This is a genomic window from Mesorhizobium sp. P2_C7 (assembly GCF_056404515.1).
Map to the genome: position 1 here is coordinate 1 of NZ_JBFUDW010000004.1, position 15,348 is coordinate 15,348.

Sequence of the window (15,348 nt, forward strand, 5' to 3'; positions counted from 1 at the left end):
GACGCGCGTCTCCAGCAGGTGCGACGACGCTTCCATCTGGTCCGCGAACTCGAGGACCTCCTCGCCCGCAGCCGTCAGGCGGTAGCCCGACGGCAGCTTTTCGAACATGTGCACCCCGAGGCGTTCCTCGAGCTGGGCGATGCGTCGCAGCACGGTCGAGTGGTTCACACCGAGGCGCTCGGCGGCAGCCCTCACCGAGCCTCCACGCGCGACGGCAAGAAAGTAGCGAACGTCATCCCAGTCGATCATGGTGCAATCTCGCACCGCGCGGTGCGCCTTTCCAAAGCCCACATCTACCACATCGAACAGCATCTCGTTTGCGGTAGCACGGCGATGATCATAACCCGTGCCGACCAGCGCGGCCCAATCCTGAATGACGGACACCAGTCGTCGCGGCTGGCGTCCGTCGTCCAGCCGGATCGATTTTGCACCACCGATGTGCGCGTTTCCGCACTCAAAGCCTTACCCTGGCAGACCTATTTCGAGGCTCTCGGGGTTCTTCCCGAACGACCAAAGGCAGAGCCTGAAAGGAAAAATCGTGGGAAAACTAGACGGTAAGGTTGCGGTCATCACGGGTGGATCGAGCGGCATGGCGCTGGCGAGCGCCAAGCGGTTCGTTGAAGAAGGCGCCTATGTTTTCATCACGGGACGAAGGCAGGAGGCGCTCGACGAGGCGGTCAAGCTGATTGGCCGGAACGTGACCGGCGTGCGCGGCGACGCGGCCAATCTCGACGACCTCGACCGTCTGTTCGGCATGGTCAAGCGGGAAAAGGGCAGGATCGACGTCCTGTACGCGAGCGCCGGCACGGGCGAAGCCGTCCCACTGAGCGAGATTACCGAGCAGCATTTCGATGCGGCCTTCGACCTGAATACGCGCGGCACGCTGTTTACGGTTCAAAAGGCGCTGCCGCTGTTCAACGATGGCGGATCGATCTTCATGACCGGGTCAGTTGCTTCGGTGAAAGGCTTTCCTGGTTACGGCGTGTATGCGGCAAGCAAGGCGGCGTTGCGCTCATTCGCACGCACCTGGCTCAACGAACTGAAGGGCAGGAATATCCGGGTGAACGTGCTGAGCCCGGGGCCGATCGCTACACCGATGCAGGACCAAGTTCTCACGGAGGAGGCGAAGCGGATGTTCGAATCTCTGATCCCGCGGGGAAAGATGGGGCGTCCTGAGGAAATTGCAGCAGTCGCGCTGTTTCTTGCTTCAGACGATTCGAGCTTCGTGAACGGGGTGGAGTTGTCTGTCGACGGCGGCTTCTCGGCCATCTGAAATCGCGCCCGATCGCCGGAAGTGGTTGACCGTCCGGGCGCGCGGAAGTCGTCACGGCAGGACGACTACGCGTCAATTCAGGAATTCGAACCGATGTCACGCGTCGCTTGCGGTGGCGGTCCGAAGATCTCGCGAAGGTCGCCATGCGGCGAAACGGATAACCCAGCGCTGTCGAAGGCCGGGGTAATCAGTATCAACACCTATAGGAGAAGCATTATGAGCTACGCGATTGTAGGATTCGGTAAGATAGGCCAGGCCCTCGCCCACGCCTTCGCCCGTAAAAGCATCGACGTGACCGTCGCGAGCCGCCGGCCGCCCGAGGCGTTGGCGCCGCACGCTCGGGCGATTGGACCCACGGTCGTCGCCAAATCGCTGCGGGATGCACTCGAGGCCGACACAATCATCTTGGCGGTCCCGTTCGGGGAACATCGCGAGGTTGCGAAGGCCCTGCCGAGCTGGAAAGGCAAGACGATCATCGACGCGATGAACGCGTTAGTTCCCCTTGAGGAACTAGACGGCCTCCCGTCCTCCGCCTTCGTTGCGAAGTCCTTCCCCGGCGCCAAGTTTGTGAAAGGTTTCAATCACCTGGTTGCGGCCACCCTGGCTGCCGATCCGATCGTCGAGGGCGGCCACCGGGTGGTCTTTCTGTCGAGCGACGACGAGGACGCGATCGCTCCCGTGGCGGATTTGGCCAAACAGCTCGGGTTCGCACCCGTCAAGCTGGGAAAGCTCAACGAGGGTGGCGCGCTGGTGCACGCACGCGGCCGCACTTGGGGCCGGCTGATCTTCCAGGACCTGTTCAAGAACGAGCAGTAACGGATTTACTGTCCACTGTCGAAACGCCAGCCGCTCAGTTCACCCGGCTGATGCAGAAATCGATGACGTCGATGAGCGCCGATTTCTGTGGCGTCGCTTCCAGCGGCGCCAGCGCGTCGCGGGCGATCTCGCCGAAATGGCGGGCACGCCCGATCGTGTCGGCGATCGCGCCGTGGCGGGTCATCAGGCCGATCGCCTTTTCCAGGCCGGCGTCATCGACGACATTGTCCTCGATGGCGCGCTTCCAGAAGGTACGCTCGGCCTTGGTGCCGCGCCGGTAGGCGAGGATGACCGGCAAGGTAACCTTGCCCTCGCGGAAGTCGTCGCCGACATTCTTGCCCAGATCCTTGCTGGTGCCGCCATAGTCCAACGCATCGTCGATCAGCTGAAAGGCAAGGCCGAGGTTCATGCCGTAGGAGCGCAGTGCGGCACGGTCGTTGCGTGTCGCCTGGGCAATGACCGGGCCGACCTCGGCAGCGGCCGAAAACAGCGCCGCGGTCTTGGCCTTGATGACGGCGAAATGCTCGTCCTCGGTGGTATCGAGGTTCTTGGCGGCGGCGAGCTGCATCACCTCGCCCTCGGCGATGATCGAGGCCGCACTCGACAGGATGTCCAGCGCTTCGAGCGAGCCGACGTCGACCATCATGCGGAAGGCCTGGCCGAGCAGGAAGTCACCCACCAGGACGCTGGCCTGGTTGCCCCAGATCATGCGGGCGGTCTTCTTGCCGCGCCGCATGCCGCTTTCGTCGACGACGTCGTCGTGGAGAAGCGTTGCCGTGTGCATGAATTCGACCGCCGTTGCGAGCTTGACGTGGCCCTCGCCGGCATAGCCGAACATCTGCGCGGCGGCGAGCGTCAGCATCGGCCGCAGCCGCTTGCCGCCGGACGAGATCAGATGGTTGGCAACCTCCGGAATCATCTCTACGTCAGAGCCGGCCTTGGACAGGATCAATTCGTTGACGCGTCCCATATCGGCCGCCGTCAGATCGATCAAATCCTTGATGGAGGCGGGTTCCCGCTTCCCGTTTTCGATGTTGAGAACGACACCCACGACAATCACTCCCGTCTTGGTATAACGCGTGCGACGGCACCCTTGGTCCCTGCAGGGACTCTAGGGCGCTAGACACGGCCACGGCAAGTGGCGAATTGGCGCGGCGGCGATGACAGCCTGTCAACCCTGCCGAAAGAGCAGGTCTGCTTGATGACGGAAATCCGCCTGCCCGTTTACATATGCGCCGCAAACTGAGAGTTTCGCCCGATGATAGAGCTCATTCGCACCAACGACGCCGTCATCATCTCCTTTGTCGAATCGCTGATGCGCGATGCCGGCATCGGCTGCTTCGTCGCCGACCAGAATATGAGCGTGCTCGACGGCTCGCTCGGCATCCTGCCGCGACGCATCATGGTCGATGCCGACCAGGCCGACGCGGCACGACGCATCCTGACGGATGCCGGCATCGCCAACGAGATCCGCGGGAAATAATGTCCGCCGCGCCGGCCACTCTTGCCCCGGACACGCCGGCCCATACGGTCGATGCCTTCCATCGCGGCCGGTTCTGGCTCGTGCAGCCCAAACAAGGCGGCCATCGCGCCGGCATGGATGCCATGATGCTGGCGGCGTCCGTGCCATCCTCCTTTGGCGGACGTCTCGCCGATTTCGGCGCTGGCGCCGGGGCCGCCGGCCTGGCGGTGCTGTCGCGCTGCCCAGCGGCCGCTGCCGTGCTCGTCGAACGGGCGCCGGAAATGGCTGCCTTCGCCGCAGCAACGCTTGCCCATCCCGGCAATGCCCATCTCAGTGACCGTGCCTCTGTGCTCATCGCCGATGTCACCGTATCGGGACGGGCGCGGGCGGCGGCGGGCCTCGCTGACAACGACTTCGACTTCGTCATCATGAACCCGCCTTTCAACGCCGCACGGGATCGTGCCACGCCCGATCGCCTGAGAAAGGAAGCCCACGTCACGGAGGACGGACTGTTCGAGAGCTGGATCAGAAGTGCTGCCGCCGTGGTCAGGCCGCGCGGTGGGCTTGCCGTGATCGCCCGACCCGAGCAGCTCGGCTCCATTCTCGACGCGATCTCCGGCCGCTTCGGCGATGCCGAGATCCTCGCTGTCCATCCCCGCCCCGACGCGGCGGCGATCCGCATCGTCGTCAGGGCTGCGCTCGGGGCGCGGGGGAAGCTCGCCATTCGCCCTCCGCTGATGCTTCATTCGCAATCGGGCGACGGTCCTGATGAGCGCAGCGAAATGATCGCCAACGGCCTCGCCTCGCTGTTCGGAGATTGAGCTATTCTTACCGGCCACATTGCCGTTGGCTGGGGAGTTCCTACATGCCTGCAACCTATCGACCGGAGACCGCGCCCTCGTGAAACGACTTATCAACCGCCTGCTGCCGAAGTCCTGGCGCTCGACCGTCGTCACCATTCCGGTCATCCGGCTGCACGGCACCATCATGCCCGGGGGTGGCCAGTTCCGGCCGAGCCTGTCGCTGGCTTCGACCGCCGGCCTCATCGAGAAAGCGTTTTCCTACGACGCGCCGGCGGTCGCCATCTCGATCAATTCGCCGGGCGGCTCGCCTGTGCAATCGCGACTGATCTTCAAGCGTATCCGCGACCTGGCGAGCGAAAAGAACAAGAAAGTGCTGGTCTTCGTCGAAGACGTCGCGGCATCGGGCGGCTACATGATCGCGGTCGCCGGCGACGAGATCTTCGCCGATCCGTCCTCCATCGTCGGTTCGATCGGCGTGGTGTCGGCCTCGTTCGGTTTCCCGGAACTGATGAAGAAGATCGGGGTCGAGCGCCGTGTCCACACCGCCGGGCAGAACAAGGCTGTGCTCGATCCGTTCAAGCCCGAGAAGAAGGAAGACGTCGAGCGCCTGAAAGCGCTGCAACTCGAGGTGCACGGCACATTCATCGACCTCGTCAAGGAAAGGCGCGGCACGAAGCTGAAGGACGATCCGGACCTGTTCACCGGTCTGTTCTGGACCGGCATGAAGGGTCTCGAACTCGGCCTGGTCGATGCACTCGGCGACATGCGCACAGTGCTCAAGACCCGGTTCGGAGCGAAGACCCAGCTCAGGCTGGTCACGGCGCCGCGCGGTTTCCTCAGCCGCTTCGGCCTGTTCGGCTCGAGCAAGGGCTTTTCAGCGCCCGATATCGCCGCGGCAGCCGCCAGCGGCGTGATCGATGCGGCGGAAGAGCGCGCGTTGTGGGCACGGTTCGGGCTTTGAAAAACCGGCAAAACCGTCTAGCATGAGGGCTTAAAGCGCGTCACGTTGAAACGGATCGAGCTTTAAGCCTTTGTTTTTATGCATGTCGTTGTCCCAGGGCTACTTTTTGGCGACATGCATCGACCGACCCGACCGGCCGCCGCCCAGCGTGGGAGGAGTTTTGACATGCCGCAGATCATTTTCTTCACCGTCGTTGGCGTCGCCGCCTATTTCGGCTACCGCACCTTCATCCGGGAAGCCGAGCGCGTGACCGCCAAGGTGCGGCGCACGGAAAAGCAGGCGGCCAACGGCGCGATGGGTACGCTGGTCAAGGATCCGAAGACCGGCGAATACCGGCTGGCCAAGGACTGAGCATCATCCCGCATACGACTGACGCCGTGGACACCGAGATCGGGTCGCGCACCTGGCATGCGCACGCCAAGATCAATCTGGCGCTGCATGTCACCGGCAGGCGCCCTGACGGCTATCACCTGATCGAAAGCCTGGCGGTGTTCACGCGTTTTGGCGACCGGGTCGAAATCACACTTGCCGACAGCGATGATCTTACCGTGTCTGGCCGCTATGCGCAGGCCGTTCCCCTCGACGCCAGCAATCTCGTGCTCAAGGCCCGCGATGCGCTGCGAAGAGAGGCTGGCCCCAAGAAAACCCCGCCGGTCGCGATCCGGCTCGAAAAGAACCTGCCGGTTGCCTCCGGCGTCGGCGGCGGCTCGAGCGATGCGGCAGCCGTGCTGCGCGGGCTGGCAGAGACATGGGGCTTGGATATCGATGCCGCCGAGCTGGCGCGGATAGGCCTTTCGCTTGGCGCCGATGTGCCGATGTGCCTGGCGGCCAAGCCGCTGATCGCGCGGGGCATCGGGGACGAGCTGTCGATGGTGCCGGATTTTTCGGCGCTGGGGCTGGTGCTGGTCAATCCCGGAACGGCCATCTCGACCGCCGAGGTGTTTGCAGCGCTTTCCCGTCGCGACAATGAGCCACTGCCGCCTTTGCCGCGCAGCATCGACTTCCATAGCCTGCGCAACTGGTTGGAGATCACCCGCAATGATCTTGAGCCTGCGGCGCTGGCGATGCAGCCCGCCATCGGCAGAGCGCTTTCCTGGCTTAACAAGGCTGGATCGGGATTCTCCCGGATGTCCGGATCCGGCGCGACATGCTTCGGCCTGTTCGAGACCGGCAATGTCGCCAAGCGCGCAGCCGCCGACATCCGCAGCCGCCAGCCCGACTGGTTCGTCGCCGCGACGCGCAGCATGGCATCGGAGGCTGACTGAGATGGCCAGGATTGACGAGAGCCGGCCTTTCATCCCGATCCGCATTGCGGTGCTGACCGTCTCGGACACACGCAGCCTCGCCGACGACAAATCCGGCCAGACACTGGCCGACCGCATCACTGAAGCCGGCCACGTCCTCGCCGCCCGCGATATCGTCACCGATGACCGCGAAAAGATCCGCGACAAGGTGCTCGGCTGGTCGCGGGAAGCTGCGATCGACGTCGTCATCACCACTGGCGGCACCGGGTTTACCGGCCGCGACGTGACGCCGGAAGCGCTGGAGCCGATCTTCGAAAAGCGCATGGACGGCTTTTCGGAAGTCTTCCACCGCATCTCCTACGACAAGATCGGCACCTCGACGATCCAGAGCCGGGCGACCGGCGGGGTCGTCAACGCCACCTTCGTCTTCGTGCTGCCGGGCTCGCCCGGCGCCTGCAGGGACGCTTGGGACGGCATCCTCAAGGCACAGCTCGACTACCGGCACATGCCCTGCAACTTCGTCGAGATCATGCCGCGTCTGGATGAGCATCTGCGGCGCGGAAAATCGGCTCCGTAAAAGTCGAGGCAAAGCGCCCGTTCCACGCCGCATTTGCGAGCCAGAATAATACCGGCGCGCCTTCGAAACCCTATTCAAACCAAAAGTACCCTTGCGTGAAGGCGATCATCGAGCTTCGTTCAGCGGATGACCGGCTCGCCGTGAAAGCGCCGGCGTGAGGGCGGCGACACGCCGAAGCCGACCTCCATCATCAATCTCGGCGTGCGCGCCGGCACCGTGCCCATGTGGAAGCCAAACGGATCCTCGACGAAGCCGAGACCGGCTTCACCGGTCAGCGTCACCGGGCTGTGCTCGCCATAGACATCCAGAACCTCTTGTGCGGGATGGCCGACCAGCAAGGTCAGCTGATGCTTGAGGCTGCGGCGCTTGTGACTGCCCCGGACATAGACATGCGGGCCGGTGTCGGCGTCGACCGGCTTGAGATAGAAGAAGAATTTCAGCATGCGCCAGTCGTCGAGGTCGAAATGATACTTGCCGAGCGAGGCAAGGTTCTTGTCGGCGTCCGAAGCCTCACCCGTCGGAAAACTCCACCAGACGCGCGTGGTGATGAGTTTTGCCTGGCCGCCGAGATAGTGCGCCGCAATATCCAGAAGCAGCGGATCGCGCTGGATGGCGAGTGCCGCCCGGCAGTCGAGGATGCGCTCGAAAAAATGTCCGCTGAGCAGCGAGCGGCCGAAGCGCTTTTCGGCCTCGGCATGTTCACCCGGCATGAATTCGAGACGGCGGTCGAAATTGCCGAAGCAAGGCGTGCGCTGGGCGAAACTGGCGATCTCTTCGTGGATCGCGCGCGGCAGCACCAGGCCCGAAAAAAGCCCGTCGGAGCGCAGTGCGTCGACCACGGCTTCGCGGTCGACGCCGGCAAACATCGTATCCTCCGAATTTTGGGCCGAACGAGCGCGTTTTGCACCCAGCCAATGCATGCGGCGTCCTGGCATTGTGCGCGCCAGCACGAACATCGGCAGCCAGGCAGGGTTTTCGCGCAGGTCCGTCAGATAGGTCGGAATGCGCACGGCGATGCGGCGCAGCAGACTGCCGTTTCGCGCAACGGCCTCAAGACTGGCAGCGCCGGATTTGTCGGGGGTTGAAAGCTTCATCGGGTCCTCGGCTATGAGCGTGGGCGCCGATGCCGCATCGGTGCTCATCACTCGGCATGACCCAAACCCAATCCACCCGTCTGATCAGGAAACTAACCTCGCGTCAGATTTTGTGCAATGCACAATGAAGGCAGCAGCTGCAAAAAAATCACTCCGGGGAGCGCTGCTTCGGCGGCGCCACCCAGATTTCGGCGTCGAGCCGCTTTGTCGCGAGGCCGCGTGCAATGGTCTCGGCGCTGCCGGCCCGCTTCGACGCTGCCGCGGCCTGAAGCTTGCTGATCAGCAATCCATCGGCCATGGCGCGGTTTCCCGAAAACACCCGGGCCAGGAACGGTGTGCGGCTGCCCCGCGCCCGCGAGAAGCGTGCCGCCATGGTCTGCCTGGCCGTGTGGGCAACGACCGCATCGATCCAGCCGTCCACCAGTCGCGAGCCCGGCTCCATGAGCAGCAGCCAGTCACCCTTGGCCTGGCGGATGCCGGCAGCGATACCGCCAGTTACGAACTGACAGCCGGCATGCTCGGCAACACGATGTGTCTGGTCGGTGGAACCCGTGTCACAGACGATGACGTCACGCACCACGCCCTCGACCGCACCGCCAATCAGCGAGGCGAGCGTGCGGGCGAGGCCCTCCTCGTCATTGCGGGTTTCGATCAGGACACTGAGCATCATTAGCCGAATAGCGGAAAGCCGAACGCAGCGCCAGTTTTTGCAGCGCACCATAAAAAGTTCTTGCTTTGTTCTCATCGGCGAAATAGGAATAATTTCATGAACAGAGCGATTCGACACAACATGGACAGTCCCTGGGAGCGGGCGAAGATGGAACAGATCGTGCGCGCCGACATTGCAGCTTTCGGAGCTGGAAGAGCCGAGATGGCCAATGCGATGATCGAGCAGAGTGGCGTGCGTGTCCGTCCGGACCGCAATCGCGGCAGGTCGGCGGGCATCAATCCATCCGGCCGGTTCGAGCCGGTCAGCCGGCATGTCTTCGATGATGGCTGGAATTCGCTGGAGGAACTGCCGCCCTTCAAGACCGAGGTGCAGGTCGAGAAGCCACGCACCATCATCACCCGCAACGAATCGCCCGACATCTCCTTCGACCGGTCGATCAATCCCTATCGTGGTTGCGAACATGGCTGCGTCTATTGCTTTGCCCGGCCAACGCACAGTTTCATGGGCCTGTCGCCGGGCCTCGATTTCGAATCGAAGCTGTTCGCCAAGCCGGATGCGGCGCGACTGCTCGACAAGGAACTGTCGAAGGACAGCTACCAGCCGCGCACCATCGCGATCGGCACCAACACCGATCCGTACCAGCCGATCGAGAAGCAATACCGGATCATGCGCGAGATCCTCGAAGTGCTGGAAGCGCGCGGCCATCCGGTCGGCATCGTCACCAAGTCCGCATTGGTGACGCGCGACATCGATATCCTGTCGCGCATGGCCGAGCGCGGGCTGGCCAAGGTGGCGCTGTCGGTGACGACGCTCGACCGCATGCTGGCCAGAACGATGGAGCCCCGCGCCTCGACGCCGACCAAGCGGCTGGAGGCGATCCGACAGCTTTCGGATGCCGGTATTCCGGCCTCGGTCATGGTGGCGCCGATCATCCCCGGCCTGACCGACCAGGAGATGGAACGCATCCTCGATTCGGCACGCGCCGCTGGTGCGCGCGAAGCGGGTTATGTCGTGCTGCGCCTGCCGCTGGAGGTCAGTCCGATCTTCAAGGACTGGCTGCTGCGCCACTATCCCGACCGCTACCGCCACGTGATGTCGCTGATCCGCTCGATGCGCGACGGCAAGGACTACGATTCGGAATGGGGCAAGCGCATGAAGGGTGCTGGTCCCTACGCCTGGCAGATCGGCCGGCGCTTCGAGATCACCGCCAAGCGGCTCGGCCTCAACGTCGAACGGCGCACGCTTCGGACCGATCAGTTCGTGGCCGGCGGCAAGGACCAGGTGCAGCTGACCCTGCTTTGAAAACAATTCACCGCGGCGGTTTGACCTGTCGCGACACAAGAATCCCGTCCGGCCTGCCCCGGCCTGCAGACGGTGCCCTCCCGGTCCGGCGCCCCACCCGACCCGGAGGGACTTGCGGAGAATCGGAGCCGATGCGAACCTCGCCGCAACATGGCTCGCGCGCGTTCCGATTCTCCGCTTCTCTTTGAGATCATCGAGAAACCCGATTTCTCCTTCGAGACGAAGGCGATGGCCGATGGACTGTGGCCGGTGGCGGGCATGGACGAGGCCGGCCGCGGTCCGCTGGCCGGGCCGGTGGTCGCGGCGGCGGTGGTGCTCGACCCCGCCAACATTCCGGACGGGCTCGACGATTCCAAACGTCTCAGCCATCTGCAACGCGAAGCGCTGTTCGTACGAATTCTTGGCTCGGCGCTGGGCGTTTCGATGGCGTCCATCAGCGCCGAGGGCATCGACGGCAGCAACATCCTCAAGGCCAGCCTGGAAGCGATGCGTCGCGCCCTGGTCGGGCTGTCGGTCCAACCGAAGCTCGCGCTCGCCGACGGGCGCGACGTGCCGCCAGGGTTGCCCTGCGCGGGGCGCGCACTGATCAAGGGCGACCAGCGCTCGCAATCGATCGCCGCCGCCTCGATCGTCGCCAAGGTGATGCGCGACCGCATGATGTGCGGCTGCGGCAACCATCACGATCGCTACGGGTTCGAGGTCCACATGGGCTACGCCACGGCCCGCCATCGCACGGCGATCGAAGCACATGGGCCGGTGGCGCGGCTGCACCGCGTTTCCTTCGCGCCGTTCAGGCTTGGCGGGACGGAAGTGGCGGAAGACGAGAGCCTCGCCGGCCTGGATTGAGCGGATAGTTTTCCACAACAAAAAAGCCGCCAGGTTGCCCGGGCGGCTTTTAATTAGACTGCGTCTTCTAAGGCCTAATTCAGCTTGGATTTCACATCCGCCAGCGATGCCTTGAAGAGGTCGGCGCCGGCCTTGGCGTCCATCTTGCCGGCGAGCAGCGCACGCGCAGCCTCGACAGCGATGTCGACGGCGCTGGCACGGACTTCGCTGATGGCGTCGCGCTCGGCCTGACCGATCTTCTGTTCGGCAAGTGCTGTGCGCCGAGCGACATAGTCCTCGGTCTTCTTGTGCGCTTCCGCGGCAAGCATGTCGGCTTCGCGCTTGGCGGCCGCAACAATGTCGGCGGCCTCCTGCTCGGCTTCCTTGCGCTTGCGCTGGTACTGGCCGAGCAGTTGCTGGGCCTCCTCGCGCAGCCGGCGCGCTTCATCCAGCTCGTTGCTGATCCTGGCGGCGCGGGCGTCGAGCGCCTTGGCGATCATGCCAGGCACCTTGATGTAGACGGCAACGCCGAGGAAGATGATGAGGGCTATCGTTGCCCAGAGCGTCGCGAGAGATGTGTAGTCCATGATGAGCTCCTCACCGGGCCACGGATTTGACCGCGGCCGCGATCTCGGCCTTGCTGACCTTGCCGCCGACCAGTGCCTCGACGATCGCCGAAGCGGTGTCCTCGGCAATGCTGCCGACTTCCTTCATGGCATCGGCCTTGATGGAAGAAATGCGGGCTTCGGCCTCGCCAAGCTTCTCGTCGAGGGCCGCCTCGACCTTCTTGCGTGCGGTCTCGGCTTCGGCCTTGGCCGCATCGCCGGCCTGCTGGCCGATCGCGTTGGCCTTGGTCTTGGCTGCCGCCAGTTCCTGCTCGTAGGCAGCAACGGCAGCGTCGGCCTCGCCCTTCAACTTGCTCGCCTGGTCGAGGTCCTGGGTGATGCGGTCGTTGCGGACCTCGATGATGCCCGCGACGCGCGGCATCGCGACCCGCTTCAGGAAGAGGTAGAACAGCCCGAAAGTGATCGCCAGCCACAGAAGCTGCGACGGGAACGTCGCAGGATCGAATGGTGGAAACGTGCCGTGCGGTTCGGCAGGCACGCTGGTGCCGGAATGCGTGTCGCCTTCCGTCGCAGCGTGGCTGGTGTCGGCTGCAGGTGCGGACTCTTGCGCGAAGGCAGATGTCACGAACATGGACTATCCCCGAAATTCAGGCCTGCCGCTCGCGCGGCCGACCTGTCCAATCTTCCCAACGCTTAGCTCAGCCGAACAGGGCCAGAAGCGCGATGAGAAGCGAGAAAATGCCCAGAGCTTCGGTCACGGCGAAGCCGAAGATCAGACGGCCGAACTGGCCATCAGCAGCCGACGGGTTGCGCAGAGCGCCCGCCAGGTAGCTGCCGAAGATGTTGCCGAGGCCAATGCCCGCGCCACCCATGCCCAGGCAAGCGATGCCGGCGCCGATGTACTTTGCTGCTTCTGCGTCCATTTGTTCAACTCCTTTGGATCTAAAATTCCGTTGCGATTCAATCCGGCGCCAATGTTGGAAACTCTTGGGCCGGAAACTCTTGCTCAGTGCCCGGGGTGCAGGGCGTCGTTCAGGTACATGCAGGTCAACACCGCAAAGACGTAAGCCTGCAGGAAAGCGACCAGCAGTTCCAGTGCCGTCAGCGCCACCGCCATTGCCAGCGGCAGGACCGAGCCAGCCACACCGACCGCGCCCAGCGCGCTCAGGCTGACGACAAATCCAGAAAACACCTTCAGGGTGATGTGGCCGGCGAGCATGTTGGCGAACAGACGAACCGAGAGGCTGACCGGGCGCGACACGAAAGAGATGACCTCGATCAGCACCACCAGCGGCAGCAGGAAAACCGGCACGCCATGCGGCACGAACAGCTTCAGGAAGCCCAGACCGTGCTTCATGAACCCGTAGACGACCACGGTTCCGATCACCAGGGCGGCGAGGCCGAAGGTGACGATGATGTGGCTGGTGACGGTGAAGAAATACGGGAACAGGCCAAGCAGATTGGCGACCAGCACGAACATGAACAGCGAGAACACGAACGGGAAGAACTTCATGCCCTGCGTGCCGGCGGCATCGCGCAACATGTTGCCGACGAACTCATAGGCCATCTCGGAGACCGACTGAAGCCGGCCCGGAACCAGGCTGCGGCTCGAGGTGGTGAGAAACAGAAATGCCGCCGCAACGACCACGGTTGCGACCATGAACAGTGCGGAATTGGTGAAAGACAGGTCGTAGCCGCCGATCTCGATCGGTATCAGCTTGTTGATATGGAACTGGTGGATCGGATCGACCTTGTCAGCTGCCACGTTCAAACCCCGTCAATGCCGCGTACGGCTTCGTTACCATTACCACACATGAAGCGCGGTCATTTCCTGTCGTCCTGGTCACGGCGCGATTTATCGCCCTGTCCGAATTCTGCCACAACGCCCGCGGAACGCATCACATTGAGCACGCCGGCGCCAAAACCCAGCAGCAGAAACACGATCAGACCCCATGGCGATGTTCCCGCCAGACGGTCGATGATCCAGCCGATGCCGGCACCCACCACCACCCCGGCGATGAACTCGCTGGAGAGTTTGAGCGCCTGGCCATAACCGGCCACACTGCTCGCTTTCGCGTCGTCTTTCCCCTCGAGCCGGTCCGGCCGCCTTGTCGCAAGCGATGCTTCAAGTTCACGCCGGCGGCGCTCAAGATCGTCGTCGCGGATTTCGGCTTCATGCTGCTTGCCGCGGCCGGTTTCTCCGGTTCCGTCTGGCCTGTTTTTATCGGCCATCGCAACCCCCCTGCCCGGTCAGACCGTCACCGTCCGTCCGCTTCTAAAGTCGCCGGCAACATAGTTAGAGGGTTTGCGCCAGTCAAGCCACGGGCGGAAGTTCATTGTCATGTATTTTAGGCAACAAAATCAATTGGTTATAAAGGTGCGACATCGTGCCCGCCACGGCGACGGGGATGCGCTGCACGAATCCCCCCGGCATTGGCTCTTCGATCGGCTGCACGCAGCGCGAAAAGATCGGTGACTGTGCGGTGCTCAGCTCCAGCCGCCGCCATAGGTGCGGTAGAAGATATGCAGGCCGATCTTGGTCATCTTCTGCATCGTGCGCGCCCAGCCGGGATGGACATATTGGGCGTAGTAGTGGGTCGACGATCCGACTTCGGGGATGAAGATCTTGCCCGCGGTGACGGCCATGGCGATATCCTGCGCGGTCTTGTAGGCGGCGGGACTGTCGATGCGCTTCCTCCTGCCGTCGCAAGCGAAGGAGAACTGGCAGCGGTTGAACCAGCTGTCGTTCTGGTAGACGACGCCGCAGATCGAATTGGGATAGGCCGGGTTGCGGACGCGATTGAGGATGACCTGAGCGACGGCGGCCTGGCCGCGCACGGATTCGCTTCTCGCCTCGAAATAGATGCCGTTGGCAAGGCATGCCTGCTCCTTCTTGGAGAAGACACTCGCCGGCAGCGGGTTCTGGATCCAGGAATGGTCGCCCTTGGCCATCGGCGGGATGAAGCGACCGTCATTGGGCTGCTCGTCCTGAAGCAGGGCTTCGAAGGGCGATGCCTTGGCATAGTCGGGCTCGGCCTGCGCATAGGCGGTCGCCAGCACATCGGGATGGTCGTTGTTGACCAGCGCGGCAAGCATGGCCGGCACGCCGGGATCCGGCTTCTTGTCCTCACGCGCATGGAATGCCGCGGCGATCTGGATTTCCTTGCCTTTGATCTGCGGTTTGGCGAAAGCCATCTTCAAGCCGCTATCCATGCTGGGCCGCAGCAAGGAGGAGGTGCGCTCGAAGATCGAGCCGGCATTGAAATTCTTCGGCGGCGCGACGGGAGAAACCTGGACGATGCGGCCCTTCTTGTCGGCCCGCACGATGCGATCCTCGTCGGGCGTGCCGCTGACCTTGCCGCCCTTGCCACGAAACGACACGTTGCCGACGCCGGCCAGATGGACGCCCGATCCGGAGATGGAGCCGGTGACGTCGGAATCGACAAAGGGCATCTCGGCCGCATGGGTCGAGCCGGCGACGGATTTCTCGACATAGGAATTCCAGCGGGTGTTCGACGCTTCGAGGCCCGAGACAAAGCTGGTCATGTCCTGGTAGGCGGCGACGGTCGGAAAGCCGATCCAGATGCCGAGACCGATGACGAACGGGGTCAGAAAGCCACGTTTTTTCTCACCGGCGGCGGCCGCAAGCCGCTTCAACACACGTCGATGCACGGAACTCTCTCCAGGAACGCGACTGACCCCACTGGAGAGCAAAATGATGCATTAACCTTGATGGGACGTTAACAGGTTCGATC

General features: G+C 63.4%; 20 protein-coding genes. 10 read left to right on the top strand and 10 right to left on the bottom strand.

Translation table 11 applies throughout. The annotated features are described in order from the left end of the window. Nucleotides 1–384 (bottom strand): LysR family transcriptional regulator (locus AC1D2G_RS09985; RefSeq protein ID WP_477413621.1); only part of this gene is annotated, 384 nt, incomplete at its 3' end. A gap of 154 nt (nucleotides 385–538) precedes the next feature. On the opposite strand from AC1D2G_RS09985, the gene AC1D2G_RS09990 reads away from it, so the two are divergent. Then, a complete protein-coding gene (locus tag AC1D2G_RS09990) occupies nucleotides 539–1,273 on the top strand; it encodes an SDR family NAD(P)-dependent oxidoreductase (RefSeq protein WP_477413623.1) in 735 nt (244 codons plus the stop codon). 216 nt (nucleotides 1,274–1,489) lie between these two features. Then, nucleotides 1,490–2,089: an NADPH-dependent F420 reductase gene (locus tag AC1D2G_RS09995; RefSeq protein WP_477413625.1), complete on the top strand. Its 600-nt coding sequence runs from the start codon at nucleotides 1,490–1,492 to the stop codon at nucleotides 2,087–2,089. A gap of 34 nt (nucleotides 2,090–2,123) precedes the next feature. On the opposite strand, the gene AC1D2G_RS10000 is transcribed toward AC1D2G_RS09995, so the two are convergent. Next, nucleotides 2,124–3,140 (bottom strand): polyprenyl synthetase family protein, encoded by a 1,017-nt coding sequence (locus AC1D2G_RS10000; RefSeq protein ID WP_095091894.1) that lies wholly within the window; start codon nucleotides 3,138–3,140, stop codon nucleotides 2,124–2,126. A 207-nt stretch (nucleotides 3,141–3,347) separates the two neighbouring features. Between AC1D2G_RS10000 and AC1D2G_RS10005 the strand changes: the two genes are divergently transcribed. From AC1D2G_RS10005 to moaB, 6 genes are all read left to right on the top strand, one after another. Further along, on the top strand, nucleotides 3,348–3,572 hold the full coding sequence (locus AC1D2G_RS10005) for a putative signal transducing protein (protein ID WP_091576439.1): 225 nt from the start codon (nucleotides 3,348–3,350) through the stop codon (nucleotides 3,570–3,572). Next, complete coding sequence (locus AC1D2G_RS10010; RefSeq protein WP_477413627.1) at nucleotides 3,572–4,372, top strand: tRNA1(Val) (adenine(37)-N6)-methyltransferase; 801 nt, start codon at nucleotides 3,572–3,574, stop codon at nucleotides 4,370–4,372. Before AC1D2G_RS10005 ends, AC1D2G_RS10010 begins: the two co-directional genes overlap by 1 nt. A gap of 79 nt (nucleotides 4,373–4,451) precedes the next feature. After that, nucleotides 4,452–5,315 (top strand): S49 family peptidase, encoded by an 864-nt coding sequence (locus AC1D2G_RS10015; RefSeq protein ID WP_477413629.1) that lies wholly within the window; start codon nucleotides 4,452–4,454, stop codon nucleotides 5,313–5,315. Nucleotides 5,316–5,480: 165 nt separating this feature from the next. Beyond that, nucleotides 5,481–5,666, top strand: a complete 186-nt coding sequence (locus AC1D2G_RS10020) for a membrane protein (RefSeq protein ID WP_027023000.1) — start codon at nucleotides 5,481–5,483, stop codon at nucleotides 5,664–5,666. 26 nt (nucleotides 5,667–5,692) lie between these two features. Beyond that, nucleotides 5,693–6,580, top strand: a complete 888-nt coding sequence (locus tag AC1D2G_RS10025) for a 4-(cytidine 5'-diphospho)-2-C-methyl-D-erythritol kinase (protein ID WP_477413631.1) — start codon at nucleotides 5,693–5,695, stop codon at nucleotides 6,578–6,580. 1 nt (nucleotide 6,581) lies between these two features. Next, nucleotides 6,582–7,136 carry a molybdenum cofactor biosynthesis protein B gene (gene moaB, locus AC1D2G_RS10030; RefSeq protein ID WP_477413633.1) on the top strand — a complete coding sequence of 185 codons (555 nt, stop codon included), beginning with the start codon at nucleotides 6,582–6,584 and terminating at the stop codon, nucleotides 7,134–7,136. Between the two features lie 119 nt (nucleotides 7,137–7,255). On the opposite strand, the gene AC1D2G_RS10035 is transcribed toward moaB, so the two are convergent. Both AC1D2G_RS10035 and AC1D2G_RS10040 read right to left on the bottom strand, forming a co-directional pair. After that, entirely contained in the window at nucleotides 7,256–8,230 is a 975-nt protein-coding gene (locus AC1D2G_RS10035) for a hypothetical protein (protein ID WP_477413635.1), read from the bottom strand. Nucleotides 8,231–8,378: 148 nt separating this feature from the next. Further along, a complete protein-coding gene (locus AC1D2G_RS10040) occupies nucleotides 8,379–8,897 on the bottom strand; it encodes a glycosyltransferase (protein ID WP_477414102.1) in 519 nt (172 codons plus the stop codon). 150 nt (nucleotides 8,898–9,047) lie between these two features. Here AC1D2G_RS10040 and AC1D2G_RS10045 point away from each other — a divergent pair, with 150 nt between their 5' ends. Beyond that, the gene (locus AC1D2G_RS10045; protein ID WP_477226421.1) at nucleotides 9,048–10,202 is read left to right on the top strand and encodes a PA0069 family radical SAM protein; all 1,155 of its coding nucleotides are present in this window, start codon (nucleotides 9,048–9,050) and stop codon (nucleotides 10,200–10,202) included. Nucleotides 10,203–10,352: 150 nt separating this feature from the next. Continuing rightward, nucleotides 10,353–11,048 (top strand): ribonuclease HII, encoded by a 696-nt coding sequence (locus tag AC1D2G_RS10050; protein ID WP_477413637.1) that lies wholly within the window; start codon nucleotides 10,353–10,355, stop codon nucleotides 11,046–11,048. Between the two features lie 74 nt (nucleotides 11,049–11,122). Here the strand turns inward: AC1D2G_RS10050 and AC1D2G_RS10055 are convergent, their stop codons facing one another. The 6 genes from AC1D2G_RS10055 to AC1D2G_RS10080 form a co-directional block, all read right to left on the bottom strand. Next, nucleotides 11,123–11,614 carry a F0F1 ATP synthase subunit B gene (locus tag AC1D2G_RS10055; RefSeq protein ID WP_095091887.1) on the bottom strand — a complete coding sequence of 164 codons (492 nt, stop codon included), beginning with the start codon at nucleotides 11,612–11,614 and terminating at the stop codon, nucleotides 11,123–11,125. A 10-nt stretch (nucleotides 11,615–11,624) separates the two neighbouring features. After that, nucleotides 11,625–12,224: a F0F1 ATP synthase subunit B gene (locus AC1D2G_RS10060; protein WP_477413639.1), complete on the bottom strand. Its 600-nt coding sequence runs from the start codon at nucleotides 12,222–12,224 to the stop codon at nucleotides 11,625–11,627. 67 nt (nucleotides 12,225–12,291) lie between these two features. Continuing rightward, nucleotides 12,292–12,516 (bottom strand): F0F1 ATP synthase subunit C, encoded by a 225-nt coding sequence (locus AC1D2G_RS10065; RefSeq protein WP_006206606.1) that lies wholly within the window; start codon nucleotides 12,514–12,516, stop codon nucleotides 12,292–12,294. An 83-nt stretch (nucleotides 12,517–12,599) separates the two neighbouring features. After that, a complete protein-coding gene (locus AC1D2G_RS10070) occupies nucleotides 12,600–13,358 on the bottom strand; it encodes a F0F1 ATP synthase subunit A (protein ID WP_095091979.1) in 759 nt (252 codons plus the stop codon). A gap of 59 nt (nucleotides 13,359–13,417) precedes the next feature. Further along, nucleotides 13,418–13,825 (bottom strand): AtpZ/AtpI family protein, encoded by a 408-nt coding sequence (locus AC1D2G_RS10075; RefSeq protein WP_477413641.1) that lies wholly within the window; start codon nucleotides 13,823–13,825, stop codon nucleotides 13,418–13,420. A 255-nt stretch (nucleotides 13,826–14,080) separates the two neighbouring features. Further along, the gene (locus tag AC1D2G_RS10080; RefSeq protein WP_477225993.1) at nucleotides 14,081–15,265 is read right to left on the bottom strand and encodes a cell wall hydrolase; all 1,185 of its coding nucleotides are present in this window, start codon (nucleotides 15,263–15,265) and stop codon (nucleotides 14,081–14,083) included. Nucleotides 15,266–15,348: the final 83 nt, after the last annotated feature.